20 protein-coding genes are annotated in these 25,119 nt (G+C 72.8%); 10 read left to right on the top strand and 10 right to left on the bottom strand.

Annotated elements, in window-relative coordinates; genetic code table 11:
• The first annotated feature begins 16 nt into the window (after positions 1-16).
• The 8 genes from AB0959_RS04145 (at position 17) to AB0959_RS04110 (ending at position 14,799) form a co-directional block, all read left to right on the top strand.
• Entirely contained in the window at positions 17-1,129 is a 1,113-nt protein-coding gene (locus AB0959_RS04145) for a MoxR family ATPase (RefSeq protein WP_366824702.1), read from the top strand.
• 4 nt (positions 1,130-1,133) lie between these two features.
• Entirely contained in the window at positions 1,134-3,968 is a 2,835-nt protein-coding gene (locus AB0959_RS04140; protein WP_366824701.1) for an SAV_2336 N-terminal domain-related protein, read from the top strand.
• A 1-nt stretch (position 3,969) separates the two neighbouring features.
• The gene (locus AB0959_RS04135) at positions 3,970-4,902 is read left to right on the top strand and encodes a hypothetical protein (RefSeq protein WP_366824700.1); all 933 of its coding nucleotides are present in this window, start codon (positions 3,970-3,972) and stop codon (positions 4,900-4,902) included.
• Between the two features lie 3 nt (positions 4,903-4,905).
• On the top strand, positions 4,906-6,915 hold the full coding sequence (locus tag AB0959_RS04130; protein ID WP_366824699.1) for a serine/threonine-protein kinase: 2,010 nt from the start codon (positions 4,906-4,908) through the stop codon (positions 6,913-6,915).
• Between the two features lie 244 nt (positions 6,916-7,159).
• Positions 7,160-9,268 carry a hypothetical protein gene (locus AB0959_RS04125; RefSeq protein ID WP_366824698.1) on the top strand — a complete coding sequence of 703 codons (2,109 nt, stop codon included), beginning with the start codon at positions 7,160-7,162 and terminating at the stop codon, positions 9,266-9,268.
• Complete coding sequence (locus AB0959_RS04120) at positions 9,261-10,379, top strand: hypothetical protein (protein WP_366824697.1); 1,119 nt, start codon at positions 9,261-9,263, stop codon at positions 10,377-10,379. Before AB0959_RS04125 ends, AB0959_RS04120 begins: the two co-directional genes overlap by 8 nt.
• A complete protein-coding gene (locus tag AB0959_RS04115) occupies positions 10,376-13,261 on the top strand; it encodes a hypothetical protein (RefSeq protein WP_366824696.1) in 2,886 nt (961 codons plus the stop codon). Before AB0959_RS04120 ends, AB0959_RS04115 begins: the two co-directional genes overlap by 4 nt.
• Entirely contained in the window at positions 13,258-14,799 is a 1,542-nt protein-coding gene (locus AB0959_RS04110) for a vWA domain-containing protein (RefSeq protein ID WP_366824695.1), read from the top strand. Before AB0959_RS04115 ends, AB0959_RS04110 begins: the two co-directional genes overlap by 4 nt.
• 4 nt (positions 14,800-14,803) lie before the next feature.
• Here AB0959_RS04110 and AB0959_RS04105 read toward each other — a convergent pair whose 3' ends face one another.
• The 4 genes from AB0959_RS04105 to AB0959_RS04090 form a co-directional block, all read right to left on the bottom strand.
• Positions 14,804-15,808, bottom strand: a complete 1,005-nt coding sequence (locus tag AB0959_RS04105) for a peptidase (RefSeq protein WP_366824694.1) — start codon at positions 15,806-15,808, stop codon at positions 14,804-14,806.
• Positions 15,809-16,026: 218 nt separating this feature from the next.
• Positions 16,027-16,842, bottom strand: a complete 816-nt coding sequence (locus tag AB0959_RS04100; RefSeq protein WP_366824693.1) for an SAM-dependent methyltransferase — start codon at positions 16,840-16,842, stop codon at positions 16,027-16,029.
• Between the two features lie 76 nt (positions 16,843-16,918).
• The gene (locus tag AB0959_RS04095; protein ID WP_366824692.1) at positions 16,919-17,170 is read right to left on the bottom strand and encodes a DUF397 domain-containing protein; all 252 of its coding nucleotides are present in this window, start codon (positions 17,168-17,170) and stop codon (positions 16,919-16,921) included.
• Positions 17,167-18,039, bottom strand: coding sequence for a helix-turn-helix transcriptional regulator (locus tag AB0959_RS04090; RefSeq protein ID WP_366824690.1), 873 nt, complete (start codon positions 18,037-18,039; stop codon positions 17,167-17,169). The genes AB0959_RS04095 and AB0959_RS04090 overlap by 4 nt, the downstream gene beginning before the upstream one ends.
• Positions 18,040-18,387: 348 nt before the next feature.
• Between AB0959_RS04090 and AB0959_RS04085 the strand changes: the two genes are divergently transcribed.
• Entirely contained in the window at positions 18,388-18,801 is a 414-nt protein-coding gene (locus AB0959_RS04085; RefSeq protein WP_366824689.1) for an ATP-binding protein, read from the top strand.
• A 156-nt stretch (positions 18,802-18,957) separates the two neighbouring features.
• Positions 18,958-20,370 (top strand): cytochrome, encoded by a 1,413-nt coding sequence (locus AB0959_RS04080; RefSeq protein WP_366824892.1) that lies wholly within the window; start codon positions 18,958-18,960, stop codon positions 20,368-20,370.
• Positions 20,371-20,399: 29 nt separating this feature from the next.
• On the opposite strand, the gene AB0959_RS04075 is transcribed toward AB0959_RS04080, so the two are convergent.
• The 6 genes from AB0959_RS04075 to AB0959_RS04050 all read right to left on the bottom strand — a co-directional run bounded on the left by AB0959_RS04075 (position 20,400) and on the right by AB0959_RS04050 (position 25,083).
• Entirely contained in the window at positions 20,400-21,254 is an 855-nt protein-coding gene (locus tag AB0959_RS04075) for a glycoside hydrolase family 16 protein (RefSeq protein WP_366824688.1), read from the bottom strand.
• Positions 21,255-21,410: 156 nt separating this feature from the next.
• Positions 21,411-21,785: a hypothetical protein gene (locus tag AB0959_RS04070; protein ID WP_366824687.1), complete on the bottom strand. Its 375-nt coding sequence runs from the start codon at positions 21,783-21,785 to the stop codon at positions 21,411-21,413.
• 88 nt (positions 21,786-21,873) lie between these two features.
• Positions 21,874-22,374 carry a roadblock/LC7 domain-containing protein gene (locus AB0959_RS04065; RefSeq protein ID WP_366824686.1) on the bottom strand — a complete coding sequence of 167 codons (501 nt, stop codon included), beginning with the start codon at positions 22,372-22,374 and terminating at the stop codon, positions 21,874-21,876.
• Positions 22,375-22,412: 38 nt separating this feature from the next.
• Positions 22,413-23,195, bottom strand: a complete 783-nt coding sequence (locus AB0959_RS04060) for a transcriptional regulator (protein ID WP_366824685.1) — start codon at positions 23,193-23,195, stop codon at positions 22,413-22,415.
• A gap of 26 nt (positions 23,196-23,221) precedes the next feature.
• Positions 23,222-23,620 (bottom strand): hypothetical protein, encoded by a 399-nt coding sequence (locus AB0959_RS04055; protein ID WP_366824684.1) that lies wholly within the window; start codon positions 23,618-23,620, stop codon positions 23,222-23,224.
• A 188-nt stretch (positions 23,621-23,808) separates the two neighbouring features.
• Complete coding sequence (locus AB0959_RS04050; protein WP_366824683.1) at positions 23,809-25,083, bottom strand: ROK family protein; 1,275 nt, start codon at positions 25,081-25,083, stop codon at positions 23,809-23,811.
• Positions 25,084-25,119: the final 36 nt, after the last annotated feature.

Raw genomic sequence — 25,119 nt, 5'->3', positions numbered from 1 at the left:
CAGAAGGGAAGAGCACATGACGGAAGGCCCGAGCGCCTCTTCGGAGGCTCCCGACTGGTGGGTCTACCGCGGACATTGGGGAGCGCCCCGGACCACGGCCGACACGACCCCGGACATTCCGGAGCCCCCGCCCTGGCGCTCCTTCCGCCTGTCCACGCTCGTGGCCCCCGACGAGGAGCCCCGGCTGCGCGAGCGGGAGCCGGACCACATCGGCCTTCCGGTGCCACCGCCCCGCACCGAGAGCGAGGATTCCTGGGACGACCGGGTCGCGGTCGCGTACCGCGGCGACCGCGAGGTGCACGACCTGGTGAACGCCGCCATCCAGCTGCGCAGGCCCCTGGTGGTCACCGGCCCGCCCGGCACCGGAAAGACCACCCTGGCCTCTTCCATCGCCCGCGAACTCGGCCTCGGGCCGGTGCTGAGGTGGGGCATCACCAGCCGCTCGACCCTGCGTGAAGGCCTCTACGGCTACGACGTGCTGGGCCGCCTGCACGACATGAACCTGCGCAAGGGCTCGGCCCAGAACCGCAGGGTGGCCAAGGGCAAGGGCGACCACGAGGACATCGGACGGTACATCAGGCTCGGCGCGCTGGGCGACGCGCTGCTGCCCAGGCGCCGACCCCGGGTCCTGCTGATCGACGAGATCGACAAGAGCGACGTCGACCTGCCCAACGACCTGCTGCACGTCTTCGAGACGGGGGGCTACGAGATCCCCGAGCTGCGCCGGATCGCCGACTCGCCGGTCCGCGTGCTCAGCTGGGACGGAAACGACCGGGTGCCCGTGCACCAGGGGCGGGTGCGGTGCGCGCAGTTCCCCGTCGTAGTCCTCACGAGCAACGGCGACCGGGAGTTCCCACCGGCCTTCCGCCGCCGCTGTCTCTTCCTGAGCCTCAAGCGTCCCGAGGGGACCCGACTCCACGAGATCCTCCGGGCCCACGTGCCGGAGATGCGGGACCTGTCCGAGGTCAGGGACGTCCTGAAGCGCTACGACCAGCTGACCGACGACGGTCGTCAGCTCTCGCCCGACCAGCTGATCAACGCCGTACGCCTCAGGCTCACGGCCCAGTTGGGACCGGAGGACATGGAAACCATCGCGAACGCGGTGTTCCACCCGCTCTCCGGAGCGTGACGCGGTGGACCCGGAGGTCGCGAGGGCGCTGCTGGACTGCGATGCCGAGGTCGGCCTGGGAGAGATCCTCGACATCGCCTGGCTGGCCGGGCGGCTGCCCGCGGTGAACTCCTCGCCGACAGGGATGCGTTCGAGCCCGGAGCTGGGCTCCGCCGACCCGGGTGGCGACCGCGGGAGCGATGTGAATGGCGATGGCGAGGGCGCGCGCGAGCCGGCGGTCGGTGAGGCCCCGGCGACCTCTGAGGGCGGTCCGCTCCCGCCGGGTGGCCCGTTCCGGGCGCCCGGCGGCGCCGCGCGCCACGACATGGGGCTGTGGCTGCGGGCCGCCGAACCCGCGATCGCCGAGATGGGCGGGGTCTCCAGCCGTGTCCCGGCGCCGCTGCCGGCCCGGTGGCTGCCCGGCCGGCCCGGGCTGGGCAACGCCCTGCGCCCGCTGCGGCGCACCAGCCCCTCGCCCGTACGGACCGTGGTGGACGAGGAGTTGACCGCGGAGTTCGCCGCCGCGACCGGCATGGTCGTGCCGATGGTCACGGCCGCCGAGGAGCCGCACTACGACCTCGCGCTGGTGTGCGACACCGGTTCCTCCATGAGGCTGTGGACGCCGCTGATGCGCGAGATGGGCAGGGCCGCCGCCCGGTTCGGCGCCTTCCGGTCGGTCACCGTGCGCTGGCTGGACCCGCACACCGCCCAGACCACGCCGACGCCCGCCGGTGGCGGCCGTACCGGTCTGCGCACCCTGCTGGAGCCCGGCGGCAGGCGCCTGACCGCCTTCGTCACCGACGGTGTCGGTCCCGGATGGCACGACGGGCGGCTGGCCGCGCAGGTCCATCTGCTGGCCGCGCACGGGCCGGTGGTCATCGTCCATCTGCTGCCGCGCCATCTGTGGGGGCGCACCGGTGTCGCCCCGCTGCCGGTGTCATTCCACCCGCAGGCGGACGGGGCGCGGTCCGGCCCGGGGGCGCAGCGGTTCACTCCGGCCGGCTGGTCGTTGAGGGACCTGTGGCCCGGTGGCCGCCCGCCGCACGGCGGACGGCCGCACGCCGTCCCCGTCGTGCCGCTGGCGCCGGACTCCCTCAACCGGTGGGCCTCACTGCTCACGGGGGCGCGCTCCCGGGTGGTGTCCGCTCCGGCCTGGGTGGTGGCGGCCGGGCCCGCCGACGAGCGGCCCGCCCCCGCGCCCGTACCGGACACCGCCACCGAACAGCCGGTCGACGAGGAGGAGTTGCTGGACGAGTTCGACGCCACCGCCACCCCGCGGGCCCGGCGGTTGCTGCGCAGCCTCGCCGTGGTGCCGCTGAACCTGTCCACGATGTGGCTCACCCACCTGGTCACCAGCCAGTGGCGCAAGGAGCCCTACGATCCGGCGCCGCTGGCCGAGGTGTTCTTCAGCGGACTGCTGCGGCCCAGGCCCGTACGGGACGCCACCGGAGCCCACGAGGCGGAGCCCGCCTACGAGTTCGTCGGGGACACCCGGCAGACCCTGCTGGAGGGCATGGACCGCGTCGAGGCGGTGAAGACCTTCCAGACGGTCTCCGCGTACGTGTCCACGAAGATGGGCCGCACCGCGCTCGCCTTCCCCGCGTTGCTGGCATCGCCGCGCGACGCCCGGCTGGTCGGACAGATCGACCCGGAGACGCGTCCGTTCGCGGAGATCGCGGCACGCCTCCTGAGGGGACTCGGGCCGGCCTACGGCGACGCGGTGCGCCGTATCGAGGCCGCCGTCGCCGAACTCCCCGACACGACCGGCACGTCCAGCGGCCCCGGCGCCTCCGGTGCCCCCCTCGCCTCCCCGCAGAACGCCCCGACGGCTCCCGCGTCCCCGGAGCCGGTCCCCGCGCCTCCCGTCACCGGCACACCAGCCGCGTTCCCGCCGCCCCTTCCAGGAACCGCTCCCGCCGTCCCGGGGACGGCCCCGGCGCCGACCGACGAGCCGCAGCTCCGGGAGCCGGCGGCTCGGCAGCCGAGGCGTACGATCGCCGTCCTCGGCACGGCGCACAGCGGCAAGACCACGTTCCTGGCGGCGGCCTCGCTCGCCGCCACGGCGGCACGGCCGCGGCTCGGCCGCTGGAACGTCATCGCCGAGAGCGAGCAGGCGGAACACTTCCTCGTCCAGCAGACCAACGCCCTGGCCGTCGTGCGCCGCTTCCCCGAGGCGACCATGGGCCCGACGGCGTTCTCGTACGTGTTCCGCGCCGAGGTGACGGGCCGGCGGCGCCCCGAACGGGTCGACTTCGCGCTGGACTTCTGTGATGTCGGCGGACGCGAGTACCGGCGGGAGAACTACGGCCAGAACCGGGTCCTCGACGCGCATCTGGGGCGAGCCGGGCACCTGGTGATCCTGATCGACCCCGTGGGCACCGGCCCCCAGGCGGAGTTCCTGGTGCCCCATCTGGAGCGGCTGACCCAGGAGTTCCACGAGAGCGGCCGACTCCTGCGGGGGCGCCTGCCCCACCATGTCGCCTTCTGCGTCACGAAGTTCGACGAACCCTTCGTCTTCCAGGACGCGCGGCGCGGCAACTGGGTGGGCCAGACCTCGCAGGGCGACCCGTGCGTGCCGGACGCCGATGCCGAGGGCTACATCGCCTGGCTGGGCGACCGTTCGGTCGACGTGGCCAGGGCGCGGAACCTGGTGACCAGGAACTTCCTGCCGCAACGGGTGTCGTGGTACGCGGTGTCGGCGATCGGGTTCCACCGCACCCCCGACGGGGCCCTGAACCTGGACGACTGCTCGAACCAGACGTACGACGAACGGGGCCTGAGGGTGCTGCGCGGTCCGGCCCGGCCGCTGAACGTGCTGGAGCCGCTGATCGCCCTGGGGCGGGCGTCGGGAGACATCTGACATGGACTCTTCTCTCACCCTGCGCGCGCGGTGGGCCGTGCTGTCGAAACCCCAGGCCGACAGCAGCGACTACCGCGTCCTGGTCTGCAGCGACGGACCCTCGGCCGTGGCCTGGTTCGAACGCGTGGTCCGCGACACGCTGTTCGGCACCCCGCCTCCGTGGTCCGTCGCGGGTCGTCCCGGGGAGACGCTGCCGTGGATCTCGTTCGGGGTGTGCGGAGCCGGAGCGACGGCCGGCCGCGGCCGGTGGGTGACCGTCTCCGTGACGGACTGGAACAGCCTCGCGGAGGCGACCTGGGACTCCTCCGGACGTCGCTCCGCCACCACCCGCTGCTTTCTGGTGCCCTACGAGGACGTGGCCCGGCACGGGATGGGGCTGGTCTCCCTGTGGAACGAGGTACGGCCCGTGCCGCTGCCGATGGACGCGAAGCAGGACACGGCCCCCGTGCTGTTGGCGGCGCGGAACGACCACGTGGAGCGGACCGCCCAGGTGGTGGAGGACCTCGGCTTCCACTGGGTGGCCGCCACCGCGGCGGCCGCGCTGGAGGCGCCGCTGGCCCTGGCGGCCCCGGGCGACCGGTTCGCCCTGAGCCGGATCAGCACCATCGACGCCGTCGCCTCCCTGCTGCCCTTCGGCTACCGGGCGGCCCTGACCGCCTCGACATGGGCGCCGGACGCCACGGCGGCCACTCCGTGGATCTGCTACACGAGGGCGTCCTCACCGCGCCGGCTCCCGGTCGAGGAGGGCGTCCCGCCCGAACCCGCCTCCGACCCGGCACGCGCCCATCTGGCCAGGCTGCGGCTGATGCGCGACGAACTCGGCACCGCCGGCCTGCTGCGGGCGCTGGCCGAACGGACCGCCCCCGCCTCGTTCCCCGGCGACGGCACACGACGCGGGACGAGGCCCTCTGCCGACGCGTACCTGGAGGACTGACCGATGGAAGCACTGCGGGGCGACGACCCCAGATGGCTCGGACGGTTCGGGCTGCTGTCGCGCATCGGCGCGGGCGGGTTCGGCGAGGTGTTCCTCGGACGGGAGGAGTCGGCCGCGCGCCGGCTCGCGGCCATCAAGCTCATCCGCACCGACGTCGCCGAGTCGGAGCGGCTCCGGCCGCGGTTCCGCAGCGAGATCGAGGCCGTCGACCGCGCCGGAGGCGAGGGCATCCCCGAACTGCTGGACGCCGACCCGGCGGCCCGGCGCCCCTGGCTGGCCACGCGCTACATCCCGGGCCCCTCCCTGCAGCGGCTGGTCGACGAGGCAGGCCCGCTGCCCGAGGACACCGTGCTCGCCCTCGGTCACGTCCTGGGCGGCACCCTGGCCGACCTGCACGGTGCCGGGCTCTACCACCGGGACCTCAAGCCCAGCAACGTCCTGGTCACCAGGAGCCGGCCCTGGATCATCGACTTCAGCCTCGTACGGCTCGCCGCCGATCCCAGCCTGACCGTCACCGCGGACGCCATGGGCAGCTTCCAGTACGCCGCGCCCGAACAGGCGAGCGGCCTCGGCCGCGCCCAGGGGCCCGCCGACGTGTTCGCCTTCGCCGCGACCCTGTTGTTCGCCGCCACCGGACACCCGCCCTACAGCGGCCGCAACCAGTTCGACATCCGGCTGCGCGCTCTCACCGAGCCACCGGACATCAGCGGCGTGCGGGAGGGCGGCCTGCGCGAACTCATCACCGCCTGCCTGCGGTTCACGGACACCGACCGCCCCACGATGGACGAGGTGCGCACCACCCTGGCCGAAGCGGCGGACACGGCCCGCATCCCCTATCCGCCCCTCGCGCTACGGGTGTTCGAACGGCACCGGGACGAGCTGCGCTCCGTCATCGGGCCGCGCGCCGACCACCTGGAGCAGGAGGAGGCGAGCGGGCGGGAGCAGCCCACGAGCCGGTCACGGCAGGGCCTGCTGAGGACGGCACCGGCCGTTGCCGCAGGTGAGCAGTGGGTGTGGCACTGCCACGACTGGATCCGTGTCGCGCCCTGGTTGCGCGAGGACGCGGTGCTCACCGTGACCTCGGCAGGGGTCCTTCATGGGGTGGACTACCGCAGTGGGCGGCCTCTGTGGCGCCTGGATCTCGGGGCGCCGGTGAGGGGCGGCATGGTCCCGGCTCAGGACGCGGTGGTCCTGGGCACCGCCGACGGAGCGGTGCACCACGTCCGTCCGGCGGCCGGCGGCCCCACGCACGCGCGCCACCGGTTCGCGGCCGCGGTGCACGCGGTGGGCTGGTCAGGGGGCCTCGACGGCGGCACCGACCGGCTGTTCGTCGCCGAGGGGACGGGCGTGCGGGTGCTGGACCCCGTGACCGGGAACCCCCGTTGGGCCGCCGAGGGCGTCGGCGCGGTGACGGGACGGCCCCTGGTGACCGGCACGACGGTGGTCTGCTGCACCGACCGGGGCACGGTGCTGAGCCGGCGGATGGACGACGGAAGTCCGATGTGGGACGTGGACCTGCGCGCAGTCTGCCCGGGCGGCCCGACGGAGCTCGGTGACGCCGTGGTCGTGGCCACGGCGGACGGGCGGGTCGAGGGCCTGTGCCGCGACACGGGCCGGTCCCTGTGGCGCACGAGGGTGGGCGGCACCGTGCACCTGCCACCCGTCGTCTGCGGAGAGACCGTGGTGGTCGCCACCGCCGAGGGTGCCGTGACAGCCCTGGACGCCGTGAACGAACGCCCGTTGTGGACGGCGGCGGTTCTCGGTGCCCCGGGTCCACGAGCCCTGGACGTCCTCACGGACGGCTCGGCGGTGTGCGTCGCGGACCAGGGCGGGATCCGCCTGCTGAGCATGGCCGACGGCCGCGAGGAACGGTGCTGGGAGCTGACCGCGGTCTCCGGTCTGCGCCCGGTCGAAGGCGGCCTGATCGCGGTCGGACTCGACGGTGCGGTGCGCCGCCTGACGCTGGACGAGGCAGGCCTCCGGGCAGCGAACCGCACTCTCTCCGTGCCCTGAATTTCCTGAGATGTACATGCTTAACAGATAAATTAGTGAAAGATTCCATCTTTTCGTCGGACAACGGGGCAGGTGCCCCAGTACGATCGCTGACGCGCCCTCAGCCGGCAGTACGTCACCGGGAGGTCAACGCCCCGGCACAGCCGTGGGGGCGCCGGTCCGAGGGGGAAACCGTGCACAACGTTTCGAGGGCGAGTGAGCGCCCGACATCCACATCCGGCGACAAGGGCCCTGGGCGTCGCCCGTGACGAGCGTCCGCCGGGACGGATCCGAGCTCTTCGCACCACCGGCCGCCGGCGACGGGGACCCGGCAGTCACCGCACCCGGACTCTGCCCCGTCTGCTGGTCGAGCGGAGCCCCCGGGCCCTGCGACACCTGCGGCTGGGAGCCGGGCGCGGCCGCCGGCCCCGACGCGCGGAACGAGGAGATCGCCGCCTGCTGGTCCTGGGACATCGCCGCCGCCGTCCTCGCCTCGCGGCACATGGCGGCGAGCGGCCGCGCACACGGCAGGCCGTCGAGCGGCAGGCCTCCGGCCGGCACCGTCGACGTCCGGCTCCGGTCCCTGGTCCGGCGCGCCCCCTCCCGGGGACCCGCGCCCGCCGCCCGGGTCCGCGCCCTCGAGGAAAGCCCGGGCGTGTCCCGCGGCAGCCTCGCGGGCGCCGTGTCCGTCCTCACCGCGCTCGCGGCCGGCGAGTGCGACGCCGTCTGCGTCCTCGGCATCTCCGCGACCGGCCTGGCCGTACGGGAACTGGGGCGGGACGAGCACGGGACCGGCTGGACCCGCTCTCCCGCCGACGGCGGAACGAGCTGGCCGGACGCCGTGCCCTGGCTGCCCGCCTCGGTGGCGGAACGTGCCTTCGTCCTCGCGGGAGGCATCGGCACGGCGCCCCCCTACGGCGTGCGCGGCGTGCCGCGCGCCGCCGACCACGCCTGGGAACCGGTCATCGACCGCGCCCTCCACACGGCGCTGGCGCCCCTGCGCGCCGCACGCGCCCAGGGCCGCATGGTGCCGCTGATCCTCGTGAGCCAGGCGGCCGGCTGGCGCTGGCCGGGCCACGCGGGCAGGGCGCTGGCGACCCGGGCGGCCGCGGCGGCGCAGGTGCTGCTCGACGCCTCCGACGCCCGCACGCTGGACGACATCGTGGCGGAGGCCTGCCACCAGGTACCGCTGCGCCACGGCTACGCCCTGCTCACCCGCCCCTCCCAGGCCGGCCCGCCGGACCAGGACAGGACCTCGGCCCGCATCCTCTTCCCCGGCGGCACCACCCTGCCCCGCGACGGCGAACTGCTGACCTCCGTCGAGCTGTTGGCGGAACCCGGGCAGACCTCCGGGGTGTATGCCCTGCCGCTGGTCACGGCCAGGGGCACCCGGACCGAGGACTGGCCGGTGCTGCGGACCGGTCGGACCCGGGTACGGCCCGGACACCGCACCACCGTCACCGTCGCACTCGACCGGCACGGCCAACTGCGCTTCACCGGACCGGAGTTGTTCGCGGAGGGTCGGGGCGGGCACACACTGCCGTACCCGACCACCCCCGCCCTGCCCCGATCCGGGGCCGCCGATCTGCTGCTCCTGTTCGAACTCGGCGGCGGCCGCGAGGAGTTCGAACGCCGCGCCCGTTTCCTCGGCACGCTGCTCCAGCAGGTCGGCGGCGCCTGGCGGCCGGTCCGCGACAACGGCCGCCCGCACACGGGGACGACGCAGGGCCTCAGCGTCGGGCTCATCGGTTACGAGGACCACACGTTCCTGCCCGTGCGCGCCGGGGCCGCCGCCACGGTACTCAGACCCTGGGGGCCGGGCAGCGCGGGCGCCGCCGCCGAGGCCGTTCGCCGCTACTCCGCGCGCCCCGTACGGCACGACTACGCCGCCCCGCTCGAGGACGCCCTGCACGCCGCGGCCCATTGGCGGCACTGGCGCGACGGCGCCCGGCACGTCCTGCTCGTGCTGGCTCGCCGGCCGCCCCACCCGGCACGCCAGCAGGCCGACCTCAGCCTGCCCTGCCCCGACGGAGGCGACTACGAGGAGTCCCTGCGCCGTCTGCGGTCGGTGTCCTGCCCCGGCCTGACCGTCGTCGGCGTACGCGACCTGGACGCCGGCATCCCCGGGCACTGGCGCCCCAAGACCCTCGAACGACTGCAGAAGGCCTGGCGCGACCTCGGCCGCGACCACCTCTTCGCCCTCGGGACCCACACACCGGAAGACGTCGCCCTGTGCGTCAGCAGCGCCCTGGGCCACCCCACCGAGGCACCCGGACTGCTGACCGACCCGGGCGGCCGGCGTCACGCCGTGCCGCACGGCTTCGGCCCTGCGGGAGCACCACCCAGCCGGAAGGACAGTGAGCGCGATGACTGAACACGAGCCGGACGAGACCCGGTTCCCACCGGCACTCATGCCGCCGGACCCCTTTCCGGAGCCCGGCGGAGACGACCCTCTGGAACAGATATGGCCGGTCGAGTCCGCCCCAGCGCCGGCCGAGGACGGCGGCGGGGACCCGGCACCGTCCGCCCCCGAACTCGCCACCGCGGCCCAGCAGGACAGCGCGACCCGGATCGGGGTCTGGGGTTCCCCGGCCTCGGGCAAGACCACGTTCCTGGGCGCGCTGCGGCTCGCGGCGCTCGACCCGGCCGGCCCGTACGGCCGATGGCAGGTCGTGCCGTCGGACGACGCGTCGGAGGCCTTCCTGGTGGAGACCTCCCGGCAGCTGGCCATCGACCGGGTCTTCCCGCCGGCGACCCAGCAGGTCCGCTCCTACGCCTGGCGGTTCCGCGGGGACGTCAGCGGCACCGCCTTCGGCAGACGCAGACTCTGGCGCGCGCGGCCCTCGCCCCGGATGGAGTTCGACCTGAGCGTTCTGGACGTGCCCGGCGGCGCGTACGAAGACCTCAAGGGCGGATCCATCGCCACCCGCAGCATCGAGCACCTGGCCCGGGCCCAGGGGCTCGTCTACCTCTTCGACCCGCTGCGGGAGGCCCAGGACAGCGACTCCTTCGCCTACCTCAACGGCACACTGACCCGGATCACCCGCATCTGCATGGAGGAGAACCGCCTGGACGGTCCCTACCTGCCGCACCACATCGCCGTCTGCCTGACGAAGTTCGACGACCCCGAGGTCTTCGACCGGGCCCGGCGCGGCGGCTGGACCGACCTCGGGCGGGGCGGTGTGCCCGTGGTGTGCGACCCGGCCGGCTTCTTCGACTGGCTGGCCGACGACCTGCACGGCAGCACCATGCGGCTGGTGGGACAGACCCTGCGCGCCAACTTCCATCCGGCGCGCATCCGTTACTTCACCACGTCCTCGATCGGCTTCGGCACCATGCCGGGCGGCTCGATCGACCTCAAGAGGTTCGGCAACGTCAACGTCGTCGACGGCGACTACCGCATCGTGGGTCCGCTCAGCCCGTACAACGTCATGGACCCGCTCGTCGCGCTGCTGCTCGGCCTGCGAGGCGGGGGACGCCCGTGAACGACGTGTTCACCGTGAAGGCGCCGTGGGCCTGGTACAGCAAGGAACCCGGCTCCCTGGGCGAGTACGACGTGCTGCACTGCGCCGGAGGGGCCGAACGCCGCGACTTCTTCGCCCAGTACATCACCGCCGCGGGCCTCGGCAACCCGCCCTCCGCGAGCGCGGCGCACGACCGGCTGCCGTGGGTCTCCATGGTCGGCCTGCCCTTCGACGAGGGCCAGTGGACCGGCATCTCGGTGATGGAGCCCTCACCGCTGCGGGACGGTGCGAACCGGGAGGTCACACCGACGCGCTACTTCCTGCTGAGCTCGCCCGAACTCGTTCGCCACCGGGTGGAGTACGTGACGCTGTGGGACGCCGTGTCCGACGTACCGCTGCCGCCGGAACACGGCGACGGCATCCCGCTGCAGGTGGCCGTGCGGTCGGGCCACGGACTGCTCACCGGGCTGGACACCGTCGCCGGCCACGTGCCGGGCATCCCCGCCGGAGCGGAGACGGACCGGCGGCGCACGGCGGCCGCCCAGTGGGCCGCCGCCGTGGCGGCGCTCCTCCTGCACGGCGAGCCCGTCGTCATCACCGGCGGCGGCCCGCTCGACGCCCGGACCCGGCTGGCCGTGTTCGACGCGGTCGTCGGCTTCCTGCCGTACGGGGTGCGCAGTGGACTGGCCGTGGGCAGTTGCGTCGACGGCGGCGACAACCCGCCCACCCACCTGGCCTTCGGGCCGGGGCACACCCCGACCGCCCTCACCGTGCGGCTGGGCACCCTCCCGCAACTCCCCGAAGGCCGCCCCGAGTACTACCGGAGCCGGCTGGCCCACCTGATCGAGGACCGGGGGTTCGAGACGGTCACCGGCAGTCTGCTGTCCCACGACGCCCCCCTCGCGGTGGCCGACCACGGCGGCATCCTGCGCTGCCTCGACCGGCTGGACCCCTTTCAGGCGGCGGTGAACGCCGTGGAGGCCGGCCACGAGTCGGTTCACTTGGTCGCCGAGGGACTCAACAGCCTGACGGACGGCGCCGATCCGGACTCCGCCGACGTGCAGCGGCTCGTCCAGCGCGGGATCGACTACGTGGTCGAGTACAGCGACCGGGAGATGGACGACGCGCTGCGGCGGCTGTGGGTGGAAGAGGGCAAGGGGCCGCTGGTGTCCGCGTGCGTGGCGCAGAACCTGCTGAGCGTGTCCCTGAGCGGTGTCGCCTCCGGCACGGACAGCTCGTCCTGCCGGGAGCGGCTGAGCCGCCTGTGGCAGATGGTGGAGGAGTGCGGGAAGGAGGCCGAGGTCCTCCGGCTGCTGTCCGGCAGTGAGGGGCCCGACGCGGACCAACGGCTGCCGTTCGTGGTCGACTGCCTGTGCGTCCTGAGACCGTCCAGGGTGATCGGGGACCGTACCGCCCCCGTGTACGTGCTCTGGGAGGAACGCCGGCTCACCCTGGGGGTGCTCGGCAAGGAGTCGGCCGATCCGGTCAGGCTGCGGCACTGGCTCAACCTGCTCGGGGCGGGCAGGCGCGAGGCACCGGCCTGGCTGCGGGCGTGGTCGGTCCTGTTGCCGCGCGGCGAGGCGGACGCGGCCCTCGTCGAGCCGTTCCCGACGCCGGGAGAGGCGTTCTCCGTACTCTCCGCCGCTGTCGGCGCGCAGCGGCCGGACTGGGCGGCCGAGGTCGTCAAAGGCCTGTGGGGCCCGCTGTGCACGCTGGCCGTCGGATCGCGCGGCACCGTGCCCACCGGCGAGAACGGGCGGGACGGAGCGATGTTCTCTCTCCCCTTCCGGAACCGGGGAGCGGCCCGCGCCACGACCCCGCCGGACGAGGCGGCGGAGAACGGCGCGCAGGCTCTGGCGGCCGTGCTCGCCGTCGCGGACGTCTGGCAGGACTGCCGGGCGTGGGCCGACGTCCTGCGCTGCCTCGTCGGACTCCCGGCCATGGGCCCGCAGTGGCGCGCGGAGGCGTGCCTCGCCTACGCGCGGAGCCTGGACTTCCTGCTGCGGGACAGGAGGCTGCATCCCTTTCTGGGTGTGCTGCTGGGCCAACTCGCCGAGCCGGTGCTGGCCGACCCCTTCGGCAAGGAGGGGGAGCCCATCGTGCTGGCCGCCCTCCAAGGCGCCCAGGACCACGCTGCCGTGGCGGACTTGCGCAAGCGTGTCGTGTCCCGGGAGCGGGAGTGGGAGCGGCGGGAGGCCGAGGCGTCCGCCCGGGCCGCGGACGCGCGGCGCAGGGCGGAGCTGCCCGCAGGCCGGACGCACCCGCAGCACCAGGCCGTGCGGCGGCCCGGCCCCGACCAGCGTGCCGGGGGCGCACAGATGGCCGGCGGGGCGATGGTCTGGTCCGGCGAGGACTCCGGACGCGGGCCCGTCCTCGGCCACGGGGGAGCGCCGGCCTCCGGCACCCTCGAAACCCTGCGGCGCGGAGAGCATCCGCAGGACCAGTACACCCCGATGGAACACTTCGCGCTGGCCGTCCGACAGTCCTACCCGGCCCGTGAGATCGCGGCGATGTGGGCCCCCTTCGCCCTTCGGCTGGACAGCCACGACGGCCGCGAGGCCCTCGAACTGGCGGGCCGCTGGTGGGAGAAGGCCATGAACGAGGACCGCAAGGCGCTCTTCGACCACCTGGAGCTCGTGCTCCTGACCGAGCAGCAGCGCAGCGTCCACGCCACCACGGAAGCGCTGCAGGACATCCGGCGACTGATCGTGGCCGGCCGGGCCTCCGGTCACGGCGGCGGCGGATGGCGGGCCGGAACGGTTCTGAAACAGGCGAAGAGGGATCTGAGACAGCAGCGTTCACGGGTGCGTGAACTGCGCCGGGTGCGGCTGTTGTCCTTTCTCGGCCTGTCCTCGGGAAGGCCGCGCAGGCACAAGAAGCGGAACAAAGGAAACAGCCAATGATGAGCAACAACCGGCTCGGGGCGCCCCGCCGTGCCCTGACGGCCCTTCTGACCACGGGTGTCCTCTCGCTGATGCCCGCACTGGGCCCCTGTGCGCCCGCCCGGGCGGCGGGCGCCGGCGACCTGGAGTCCTTCCTGGACACGGTCGTCGGCCACCGGGGAGCGAGCTACGCGGTGCTCGTCGACACCTCGCAGTCCATGGCGGACAACGGCTCGTACGACAAGGTCCGCGCGGTGCTGCCGACGTTCCTGAAGTCGCTCCACCCCGAGGACCGCGTCTGCCTGATCCCGTTCAGCGACGGCGCCCGCGCGTGCGAGATGATGTCCCGGGACGAGGCGCTCGAAGAGCTCGACGAGGCCCTGCCCACGAGACCGGGCGGCACCGCCTCCAACTTCGGCCGGGCCTTCGAGCAGGCGCTGGACGGTCTGCAGCGCACCGGCACCGACGTCTGCGGCGTGCTGCTGCTGTCCGACGCCGAACTGCACGCGCCCGACGATTCCCGCTACCGCGACTTCGAGGCGAGCGGCTGGTCAGCCCTGCGCAAACAGGCCTCCGGTCTGCCGGCGGACCGCACCCTGACCGGTTACGGCATCGGCCTGACGTCCGGCTCCGCCGTCGAGGACGTGCTGGCCAAGGTCTTCCCCGCCTACCAGATGCTCGACAAGTCGGGCAGCAGGATCGGCGCGGCCATGACGGAGGCTCAGGACGACACGCGGCTGCGGCAGGCCGCGCTGTCCGTGGCGGGAGACAAGGGCAAGGGGATCGCCGTCTCGTGGCCCGGTACCGGGAAGGGCCGGCCGGTGTCCGCGGGATCGGACATGCGCCTGCGCCTCACGGCGACCACGAAGGCCCTGCCCGTACGTCTGACCGGTCTCCGGATCGAGGGTCTGCCCCAGGGGGTCGCCCTCGCCGAGGACCTGCCCCGCTCGGTCGACCTCCGGCCCGGCGAGTCCCGGGACCTCGACTTCTCGCTGAGCCCGGCCACGGCCCATCACGAGGACTGGTTCGGCGGCGCCGAGCCCGAGACCTGGCACCTGTCCGTCGCCGGAAAGGTGAGCACCCCCCTGGCGGCGGACGCCGAGCGGTACGCCCACCGGGGCGCCGACCTCGCCGACGGCCCGGCCGGCGCGTCCCTGGCCGTCGCGGGGACGGCGCAGACGTCCGCCGACGCGCTGCGGTGGGCCGCCCTGCTGGTCCTCCTCCTGGCGGCCTCCGTCCCGTCCGGCGTCTGGCTGCTGCGCCGGAACCGCCCGGTCCAGGGACTGGTGTCCGCCGAGGCGGTCGACGCCCGGCAGCCCCTGCAGATCCCTCTGCAGGGGCGCCGTGAGGTCACGGCGGACCTCTCCTCCCTGCTGGAGAGCACCGGCACGGTCAGGATCAAGAGCGTTCCGGGCCCGCTGCGGGAGCAGCCGACGATCCGCCTGCGCTGCCGCACCGCCGACCGGCCGGAACGCGAGATCGTCTGCTCGCCGGGCCAGACCGTCCTGCTGTGCGGCATCGAGTTCCACTACACGCCGTTGCCCGCTCAGCGTCTGTGATCGCTCAGGACGACTGGGCCGTCTGGTAGAGGGCTTGCGCGTCCGAGCCGAAGTACGGACCGTACATGGCTGTGGGCAGGAAGTTGTACTTGAAGCTGTTCACCGAGGACTGCAGTCCTGTTCCGGTGCCCTCGTCGAACTGGGTGAACCAGGGACCGCCGCTGGCGCCGCCGGTCATGTCGCAGGTCAGTCCGTGGTCGTCGGACAGCAGGAAGTCCCGGTAGGTGGTGCCGCTGCAGTAGATGAACTTCTCGCCGTCGTACGGGTCGGCGGCGGGGAACCCGAAGGCGTACATGGCCTTGTTGTAGCCGGTGTTGAAGGCGAGGCCCTGGCCGCCGACGACCTCGGTCAGCCGCTTGCCGTCGAGCGGGGCGACCACGGCCGCGCCGACGTCGTAGTTGATGTCCTCACTGGCCGTCCACTGCGGTGTGGACAGGGTCTTCGACGCCGTCCACGTGCCGTACGGCGCCTGCCCGTCGTGGTAGCCGGGAACGAACACCCAGTTGGTGTGCCAGGCGCCCTCCAGCTTGACGCAGTGTCCGGCGGTGATCACGGTGCTCTTGTTGGCGCTCGTGACGGCGTTGCCGGAGCAGGATGCGGTACGGCCCTGGTAGGTGAAGAACACACGCCCCGCGGTCCGCACCACGGTGCCGCCCCCGGTCCAGGGTCCGCCGCCGTCGGGTATCGCCAATGGCCCGACGGCGGAGGGTGAAGTGGGCGCGACGACGGACTTCTCGCCTCCGCGCGGGGACGACGTCCCCACGGCGGAGCGGTCGACGGACAGCAGGTCGAGCGGAGCCGCCCGACGCATCCGTTCCGGGGTCCAGAAACCACGGGCGTGCTGCTGCGCCGAGAGTGCCACCACCCCTGGTTCCGGGGCGGCGGCGCTCGGCGGCGCGGCGGTGATACCCGTGGTCAGCAGTGCGGCGACGCCGGCCAGAACGCCGAGAAGGGTGCGGCGAGTTCGGGTGCCACCGGATGAGTGAAGCCTGCTGAGGCTGCCGTTCACGCGGTCTCCTTCTGCGAGGGGGCCGGGCGACGGAGGACCAACCGCCCGGTCAGGCAGGGGTGTTACTGCGCGCAGTCAGGAGGCAGCCTGCCACCGGACCCACAAGTCCGACAGGTGCACGTCATCGCCATGACCGAAAAGCCACACACCCTCTCCGCGGAGGACACGAACAGAACACGCCGACAGCTCTCGTCGCGGTGCCTACGGCTTGATCGCGTCTACGGCTTGATGCCCACCCCGGTCCACAGACTGACCTCGGCGTCCGTGGGACCGGTCTCGCCCGCCGGGGTGTCGGGGCGCCAGCGGTGGCCGACGGTGATGCCGGGTTCGAGGAGGTCGAGCCCGTCGAAGAAGCGCGCCACGTCCTGCTGGGAGCGGAACCGCACGGGGGTTCCGGCGTTCGTGTAGATGTCGGTGACCTTCTGCCAGGTGGCCGGGTCGAAGTCGGGCGTGCAGTGGCTCAGCGCCAGGGCGCTGCCCGAGGGCAGGGCGCCCAGCAGACGGCCGACGATCCCGTACGGGTCCTGGGCGTCGGTGATGAAGTGCATGAGCGCGTTCAGGGACAGGGCCACGGGCCGGTCCAGGTCCAGGACCTCGGCCAGCTCGGGGGCGTTCAGGAGCGCCTCCGGGTCGTTGACGTCCGCCTCGAGGTAGGTGGTCCGCCCCTGGGGCGTGCTGCGCATGAGGCGCTCGGCGTACTTGAGGACGAGCGGGTCGTTGTCGGCGTAGACCACCCTGGCGTCGGGCACCACGCCCTGCGCCACCTGGTGCAGGTTCGGCTCGGTGGGGATGCCGGTGCCTATGTCGAGCCACTGCCGGATGCCGTGCTCCTGCGCGAGGACGCGGGTGGCCCGGTGCATGAAGGCGCGGTTCTCCCGGGCGCACACGAAGATGCCCGGATAGGCCGCGGCGACCGTCTCGGCCGCCTGCTTGTCGATGTCGAAGTGGTCCTTGCCACCCAGGTAGTAGTCGTACATGCGGGCGGAATGCGGCCGACTGGTGTCGATGTCCCGCGCGGCGTGGGGGGTGCTCATGCTGTTTCCCTTCAGTGGGGTGCGTCGGCGGGCCGGGCGGGGCGTGGGGGTGCGTCCCGCCGGCTCGTGCTCTGGCTCAGCCGGCCGTCAGGTGATCGGCGAGGCCCTTCTTGACTCCCGCGACGAACGCGGCGATCTCCTCGGGTGTGCAGATCAGCGCGGGGCCGGAGGGGTCGGTCGACTGCCGCAGGGCCACGCGGCCGTCCGCGAGTTGCTTCGTCTCCACGCACTGACCTCCGTTGGGACCGCTCCAGGGACACTCCCAGCCCTGCTCGCCGAGGGCCGACGCGGGCATCCCGTTGTAGACACTGCTGTCGGTGGTGGTCATGAGTACTCCTTGCGCATGCGGTGCAACAGCGCCCTGCTGTCCGCCGAGGAGGTCAGCAGGGACATCCGGTTGTGCGCCTCGAGATGGGCCACGACGTCGGAGCGCTGGTCCAGATACATCGAGCCGGAGAGGATCTCGCTGTAGACGATGTCCGGCAGTTCCCGCTCCTCGAACCGGAAGTAGGTGAAGGGGGCGCACACCCCGACATGGGCGCCGGCGGAGAACGGCACGATGTCGACGCTGACGTGGTCCAGTTCCGAAGCCGCGAGGAGCCGGTCGATCTGCTCCCGCATCACCTCGGGCCCGCCCACCGCGCGATGCAGCACCGCCTCCTCCATCACGACCCAGAGGGTGGGCGGTTCGGATCTCTCCAGCAGGCCCTGGCGGCGCAGCCGCAGATCGACCCGTCGCTCCAGGTCCTCGTCACTGTCCTGGGGGAAACCCGCGCGCAGCAGGGCACGCGCGTATCCGTACGTCTGCAGCAGCCCCGTGACGTAGTGGGGCTCGTACGTGCGCAGGGTCCTGGCGCCGGTCTCCAGACTCACGTACGCGGTGAACCACGTGGGCACCACATCGCGGTACGGGTGCCACCAGCCGGGCTGGTTGGCGCGCTCGGCCAGCGTGACGAACTCGTCGATCTCCTGCCGGCCGGCCCCGTAGGTCTCCAGCAGCTTCTCGACGTAGAGGGGCTTGAGGGCCACTTCCGCCTTCTCCAGGCGGCGGATGGTCAGGGGCTTCACGCGCAGGGCCTTCGCGGCGTCGTCCAGTGACACCCCCGCGTCCTGCCGCATGTCCTGCAGCCGCTTGCCGAGGATCATGCGGAGAACGGTGGGCGCGCTGGCGCCGGCGCCGGGACGAGCCTCGCTCACGCTCTTACCTCCTGGGGACTGTCATGAGCACGAGTCCGACAGTGACTTGCTGATGCTGCCAGACGGAAACCAACGGCCGGATATCGCCTTCCTGAAATTATCAGGCAGGCAGTTGCAGCCTGAACTCGGCTGTGAGCATAGTTACTTGTGTGAGTGATCTCGCCGGGCAACGAGCACATCCTCGTCAACTCCCTCCGTCCCCCGCAGGGTTGGCGCGCTCCGACGTTCGGGTCATCGGCCGTCCCCTCCCGGCGGACCCCTTGCTCACCCTTCCCCCCTCCGCACCGCGCCCGCCCCACGATGGAAGGCGACACCGTGTCCCCCCACACGACTTCCTCCCCCCGGCTCATGGACGTCGCGAGCCCCGATCGGTCCCACTGGCTCGACCTCCCGGCGCGGCGCTCCAGCGTCAGGGCCGCCCGCCACTCCACGAGCGCGCGGCTCACCGCGTGGCGCCTGCCCATTGAGCTGTGCGCGGACGCGGAACTGCTCGTGTCGGAACTGGCCACCAACGCCGTGCGTCACACGGTCGGTGCGCGGTTCCTGTGCGGCATCGGGCTCATCACGGACGGGTGCCTCCGCCTCGAGGTGCACGACCAGGACAGCACGGGCCGCGGTCTGCCCACGTGCGAACCGGGACCGGACGACGAGAGCGGCCGCGGACTGCTCCTGGTCGAGGCGATCGCGGCCACCTGGGGAGTCGACCGGTCGCTGCTCACCGGCGGGAACGCCGTGTGGGCAACCCTGACCGCGCCTCTGTGACCCTGTGGTTTCCTCACCGCGTTCACAGCAACAACTTGCACCCCCGTGTCCTCCACCGACCCTACTTTGGGGTAGGGTCCCCACCGTTTCGTAGCTACCGACCGACAGTGCGCCGGTACGGGGAGTGTCGGAGGGGGAAAGGTGACGGAATCCCACCTGGGCGACGGCAGGTTGGCGGATCTGGGCGGCGAGCGGGACGACGCTCGGCTGGAGGCGTTGTCGCCGCAGCCGCTGCTGACCCGGGACTACGAGACACGCCCCTCACTGGTGTACGAACGGCTGCGCCAGCAGCACGGCCCCGTCGCGCCGGTCGACCTGCTCGGTGTACCCGCCTGGATGGTGCTGGGCTACCGCGAGGCGCTCCAGGTGCTCCAGGACGACGACGGGTGGCCCAAGGGGCTGGAGAACTGGCGGGCCCGCTCGGAGGGCCGGGTGCCGGCCGACTGGCCGCTCGGGCCGTCCCTGGAGGTCAACCACATCCTGATCCAGGGCGGTCCGGGGTACCGGCCGCTGCGGACGGCCTGGGACGCGGCCCTCAAACCGTTCCAGGACCCGCGCCGTGCCCAGGCGGGCCGGCTGAAGGCGGCCGTCACCGCCTACGCCGACGAGCTGATCACCTTGATAGGCCAGGGCGGCGGCACGGGAGTTGCGGACCTGTCAGCCCAGTTCTCCCGGCCGCTGCCGCTGATGGTGGCCAGTCATCTGCTCGGCTTCCCCGGCTCGCAGGGCGACGACGCGCTGATGGACATGTGGCGCGTCCTGGACGCGGGTCCGGACGCGGAACCCGCCCTGGAGCGGCTCCTGGCGACACTGGCGGAACTGGCGGCGGTGAAGTTGAGGGAACCCGGGGACGACTTCCCCTCGTACCTGCTGGCCGCACACCCCGACCTCTCCCTCGACGAGCTGGCCCGGGAACTGTTCATGCTGCTCGGCATGACGTCCGACCACGTCGGCATCCTCATCTCCAACACCGTGGTCGAGGTGATCTCGGGCTCGGGCGACGTGCGGGCCAGCCTGTCCGCCGGGATGGTCAGGGAGACCATGAACCGGGTGGTCATGCGCAAGCCGCCGCTGGTGAACTTCGTGCCGCGCTTCGCGGCCAGGGACACCCCGCTCGGGCGGTACACCATCCGGGCGGGCGACCCGGTGTGGGTCTCCTCCGCCGCCGCGCACGCCGACCCGCTGTTCGCCTGCCACGTGGCGCAGGGCAGCACGATCAGCACCCGGGCGCATCTTTCCTGGGGCGCGGGCCCCCGCCAGTGCCCGGCGCGCGAGCTCGCCTCGACGGTCGCGGCGGTGGGCGTGGGCCGGCTGTTCGAGCGGTTCTCCAACCTGGACCTCGCCCTGCCCGCCGACCAACTGCCGTGGCGCTCCTCCCCGTTCATGCGCGGACTGCGCTCGCTGCCCGTCCGGTACGAACTCGCCTCCGCGGTGCTCTCGCAGCCGCCGGTGGCCGGTCCCGCGTCCGGGGCGGCCGAGGTGCCCGCAACGGTCGTGCCCGACCCGGCCGTCCGGCAGCGCTCGTCGCTGTGGCGCTATCTGACGGGGCTCATCCGCTCAGGCCGCTGAGCGAGTCCGTCGGCGGCGGGCGCGGAGGGTCACTTCCACCCGTACGCGTACGCGGCGACCCAGGTGATGTCGAGCTGGGCGCTGCTGCCCGGGGCCGCGCCCGGCCCCTGCAGGGCGCTCTCGTTCTGGAGCACCCAGGACAGGGGGCGGGCCGGCACGTCGCGGGTGTCCTGTCCGACCTGTCGGCCGTCCACGAAGAACCGCACGTGACCGGGCGTCCACTCGGTGGAGACGGTGTGCCACTCGGTCCAGTCGTCGCTCCCCGGGAAGTAGCCCTGCTCGCCGCCGCCGCACGGATGGTGGAAGGCGGTCAGATCGCCGGTCCACTCGCCTTCGGGATGGTCCATCTCGCAGCCCCCGCCGTAGTGGAGCCAGGCCGACTTGTAGCCCGGCGCGAGCTTGGTCACCTTGATACGGGCGCTGTACTTGCCGTACTTCATCTGCATGACCGCGCGCGGCACAACTGCGGCGGCGTGCACGGGACCTCCGTCGTCGGGTCGCCACATCCTGATGAACATGCGCCCGTCGCCGTTGTCCGCAGGCCCCACGCTCACGGTGTCCTCCGGGTGGTAGACACCCACCACGTCCCGGCCCCGGTCGTTCGCCGTGTCGCGCCAACCGGTCGGATACGCCCACCAATTGTCGCGGTAGCTGCCGCTGAGGCCCCCGCAGTACGCGGCGGAGGTGTCGACACGGTGGTCACAGTCACTGAAGCCGCCCACCGGCACCCGGTCACCGTTGAAGTCCTCCGCGAGGACCTGCCAGAAGGGCCCGCAGTCGCCGCGGGGCAGTTCGACGCCGGTGGTACCGCAGGCGTCGGCCGGCCCCGGTGCTCCGTCCGCACGGGGGACGCCCAGGACAGCGGCCAGAAGCAGGAGACCCAACGGTAAGAGCAAGGTGCGTTGACGGCGGTGGGACGCCGCGTGTGAACCCATGGGATGCCCCCCTCGATCCTCGGAGGGAGGCATCCTCGCCGTAGTGCCGGTGCGACGCCATCCCCCACAGAGGGGTGCGTACCGGACTGTCGTACTCCGCCGGGCTCAGATCTCGAGTTGGGACTCGATCCTCTTCAACTGGTGGCGGGCCATCGCGAGGTTGGCGCGTCCGGAGTCCAGCACGAGGTAGAGGAAGAGGCCGTTGCCCGCCTGTCCCTTGAGCAGCCGGATCAGGTGGTACTGGGTGCCCAGGGTGATGAGTATGTCCTCGATCTCGTCCTGGAGGCCGAGGTGTTCCATGGTGCGCAGCTTGGCACGGACGACGTCGGTGTTACCGGCGGCCGCCACGTTCAGGTCGAAGCCGTTGTTGCCTCCGATGGTCCCGAGTGCCATCCCGCTGGTGTAGTCGACGAGTGCGGCGCCGGTGGCGCCCTCGATCGTGGAGAGGGCTTCCTTGAGCGCTGTTTCGGTGTTCGCCATGACGGGTGTTGTTCCCTTCGGACTTGCTGTCGGCCCGCTCGTGGTGCCGGGCCGGTTCTGAACTGTGGTGCGGTGAGAGGGGGACGGCCTACGTGTTCGGGGCCTCCCCGGTGGCTGGGCGCGGGGTGCGGCGGGCCCGTGCGGAGGGCGTCCGTACAGGCAGGGCGCCCCCGGTGGTGGTGGCGGGCCGCTGTTCGGGGGCGCGGTCGGGCTGCTGAACGACGGCCCCCAGCAGTTCGTGGATACGCTGACCGGAGCGGCGTCCTTCCAGGTGCAGCCGGCCGACATTCACCCGTTCCTCGGCGAGCAGGGTCAGCACGGCCGACGGACCGGCGGTGTAGGTGGCCACATAGCCGTGCGCGCTGCGGACGAGCAGTTCGCGGAAGGCGCCCTGACCGGTGACGTCGGCGAACCTCAGGGCGATTCCCTGGGCGGACGCGGTGAGGGCGGCCAGTCCCTCCGGCTCCACTCCCCGGGTGTCCTGCGCCAGCACGAGGCCGTCGACACTGGCTGCCAGGGCTCCGGTCAACTGGGGCAGGCGGGCCAGGAGCCGGTGGAGTTCGTCGAGGACTTCGGCCTGGGCGGCCATGAGTTGTCTCCTCTCGGCGCGCTGTCGGATAGCGCGAATCACAGAGCCTCCAATGCGTTCTTGATCCGGCGCAGCAGGGCGGTGTCGGGGCCGGCCGAGGTTTCCGGGAGCCGGGTGGGCACGCCGACGGGCCGTGGTGGTCGCCCGGCCGTCGTGACGAGGCCGCCGGCGGCGAGACGGCGGATGTCGACGAGGGTGTGGAAGGCGGGCCGGCCCAGGGCCCGGGAGATGTCCGCGGCCGTGCGCACGCCGTCGACCAGGTCGAGGACCGCGCGCTGACGCCGTGGCAGGACGGTGTCCGGGACGAGACGGGTCCGCACGAGCGGTTGGGTGTCCGTCGTGTCCTCGGGCCAGATCTCGTGCAGCAACTCCCGTCGGCGCGACGACTCGCGCTGCACGGCTTCGACGGGCACGGGACGTATCGCCCCCATCCAGTGCGCCACCCCGTAACGGAAGCGGGCCGGGCCACCGCTCCGCCCGAGCGCGAAGAACGCCGCGTCGTACAGCGCTCCGAGGTGGCACAGCTCCAGCGCGCCCTCGGGGAAGTGGCCCCGTTCCACCAGGAACCGCCCCACCCGCTGGTTGGGCCCGGCCTCGGTGAGGGCCTCGCTCCACTGCTCCGGTGACAGGGCACCTCCCGCGGTGAGCAGCACGTCAAGACCGGGCGTGTCCGGGCTCTCCGCGTGGATCACCTGTCCGCCGGACAGATAGAGAGTGCCCCGCTCCCTCATGAGGGAGCCGGTGGCCTTCTCGGCGGCGAGTCGGTGCAGCATCGGCGAGCCGGCCGGAGGGGCCTCGGTGTCGGGACTCCTCTGGGGCATGCCGGGGGAGAGCGTCGGCAACGTGGTCACCCCAGCACCAGCTGCCGGGCCATCTCGCGCAGCCGGATGCGTGCCAGGGCGAGGTTTCCCTCGGTGCGGCCGAGCCACAGATACAGGAAGACGCTGCTGTCGAACGTGGTGCGGACGAAGTGCACTACGTGGTAGCTGTCGCGGTTGCTGACGATCATGTCCTCGACGGGAGTGTCGTCGTCGGACCAGTCGGAGCCGTCGGCGGGGGCGAAGGACTGGTACTCCGCCGCGATCCGGGCGAGTTCCGCCGTCTCGGCCGCCGTGGCCTCGTGGTCACCGCTCGCCGACTCCCCGGCCGTGCCCAGAGCCAGACCGCTGGTCCAGTCGACCACGGCGGCACCTCGGGCGCCGGGCAGTCTCATGGCCTCCAGCAGGCATTCGTCAATTCCGGGCACCGCTGATGTCCCTCCCGGTGTGCGTACGTCGTAGGAATCATGGAGAACCTAGACTCCGTATGTGTGACATGTGTGATGACTCAGTCAACTTCCCGTGGAACGTATGACTGATGGGTAGCTTTCCTTGACCATGTGAGCCTTCGTCAGGTGAATCCCCGGCACTTTCACATCTTCCGGCGCATGCGCGTCTACGCGTCGCGAGTCGCCCGGCGGGTGTTGAGGCTCGTGGGGCGGGTTCGGAGCACCACCTCGACCGAGGACAGCGCGAAGCGCACCGCGCCGGTGAGGACGGCGTCGTCGCCCAGCGCGGACAGGTGCCAGCGCGGTGGGTCGACGAGGAGGTCGTCGGCGTGGTGCTGGGCGGCGCTCCGAAGGATCTCCGCCGCGAGCAGCGCGGCCGGGTCCGGGAAGAGCCCGGTGCCGAGGACGACCAGGGCCGGGTCGAGGGCGAGGAGGACCGGGGCGAGACCGCCGGCCAGCCGCCGCCCGTAGGCCTCCACCGCGGCGACCGCGTCCGGGTCGGCCGCGGCCGCGTCGCGGATGGTCTCGTCGGGCAGCGGGTCCAGGCCCGGGCGATCGGGCCCGGCACCACCGGAGAAGTGGATGAAGCCGATCTCGCCGGCCGCGCCGTGGTGGCCGCGCAACAGGCGGCCACCGGTGATCACACCGGAGCCGAGGCGTTCGCCGAGCAGGACGAAGACCATCTCACCGGTCGCCGGGTCGGGCGCCGTGCCGCCGACCCCGCGCCACTGTTCGCCGAGCGCGGCCAGGTTGGCGTCGTTCTCGACGGCGACCGGGCAGCCGAGGAACTCGTGGAGGACGCCGACGATGTCCACCTCGGTCCAGGTGCGGAGGTTGTCGGCCTGCCGGACACGGGTGTTGTCCCGGTCGACCAGGCCGGGGGTGCCGAGCGTGGCGGCCCACACCTGGGAGGCGTCCACTCCCGCCCGGTCCAGGGCGGCCTGGATCGCCGAGGTCACGGCGCGCGCGCGGGCCGGGCCCGCGAGGTCGGCGCGAACGGGGCGGCGCTCCACGGCGACGGGTTCGCCGTCGAGGTCGGCCAGGCGGGCCGTGACGGAACGGGGGCGTACGTCGACGCCGACCACGAAACCCGCGTGGGGGCGGAAGCGGAAACGGCGGGCCGGGCGGCCGGGGGAGCGCTGGCCCCGGGCGGACGGCGCGGGGGCCACTTCGATCAGGCCGCTGTCGGCGAGTTCCTCCGCGATCGCCTCCACGGTCGGACGGGACAGGCTGGTCGCCCTGGCCAGCTCCGACAGCCGGGGGTGCGGGTCGGCGGAGCGGACGACGGCGAGAACGGCCGCCGCGTTGGTGGCGCGCAGATCGGCCACGCCCACGACCGAGGGGACCGCCGCCGGGGGGCCCGGCTCCGTGGCGCCGCTGAGCGGCCAGACGGCATCCGGCTCCGGTGAGGCGTAGGCCCCGGAGCCCGTGGATGTGGTCAAGGGTCAACCTCCTGTACCGGGGACCTGTCTGCCGGG

Origin of the sequence: Streptomyces sp. NPDC046862, from assembly GCF_040704615.1 — a bacterium.
Lineage (GTDB): Bacteria > Actinomycetota > Actinomycetes > Streptomycetales > Streptomycetaceae > Streptomyces.
This window is presented reverse-complemented; position numbering and strand designations above follow the sequence as displayed.

What these genes read in the sequence shown, in the direction of transcription:
- AB0959_RS04130 (WP_366824699.1), top strand. Translation starts at nt 4,906, where the DNA reads ATGGAAGCACTGCGGGGCGACGACCCCAGATGGCTCGGACGGTTCGGG.
- AB0959_RS04065 (WP_366824686.1), bottom strand. Translation starts at nt 22,374, where the DNA reads ATGGCCGCCCAGGCCGAAGTCCTCGACGAACTCCACCGGCTCCTGGCC.
- AB0959_RS04085 (WP_366824689.1), top strand. Translation starts at nt 18,388, where the DNA reads ATGGACGTCGCGAGCCCCGATCGGTCCCACTGGCTCGACCTCCCGGCG.
- AB0959_RS04060 (WP_366824685.1), bottom strand. Translation starts at nt 23,195, where the DNA reads ATGCCCCAGAGGAGTCCCGACACCGAGGCCCCTCCGGCCGGCTCGCCG.
- AB0959_RS04120 (WP_366824697.1), top strand. Translation starts at nt 9,261, where the DNA reads ATGACTGAACACGAGCCGGACGAGACCCGGTTCCCACCGGCACTCATG.
- AB0959_RS04110 (WP_366824695.1), top strand. Translation starts at nt 13,258, where the DNA reads ATGATGAGCAACAACCGGCTCGGGGCGCCCCGCCGTGCCCTGACGGCC.
- AB0959_RS04145 (WP_366824702.1), top strand. Translation starts at nt 17, where the DNA reads ATGACGGAAGGCCCGAGCGCCTCTTCGGAGGCTCCCGACTGGTGGGTC.
- AB0959_RS04100 (WP_366824693.1), bottom strand. Translation starts at nt 16,842, where the DNA reads ATGAGCACCCCCCACGCCGCGCGGGACATCGACACCAGTCGGCCGCAT.
- AB0959_RS04095 (WP_366824692.1), bottom strand. Translation starts at nt 17,170, where the DNA reads ATGACCACCACCGACAGCAGTGTCTACAACGGGATGCCCGCGTCGGCC.
- AB0959_RS04070 (WP_366824687.1), bottom strand. Translation starts at nt 21,785, where the DNA reads ATGGCGAACACCGAAACAGCGCTCAAGGAAGCCCTCTCCACGATCGAG.
- AB0959_RS04135 (WP_366824700.1), top strand. Translation starts at nt 3,970, where the DNA reads ATGGACTCTTCTCTCACCCTGCGCGCGCGGTGGGCCGTGCTGTCGAAA.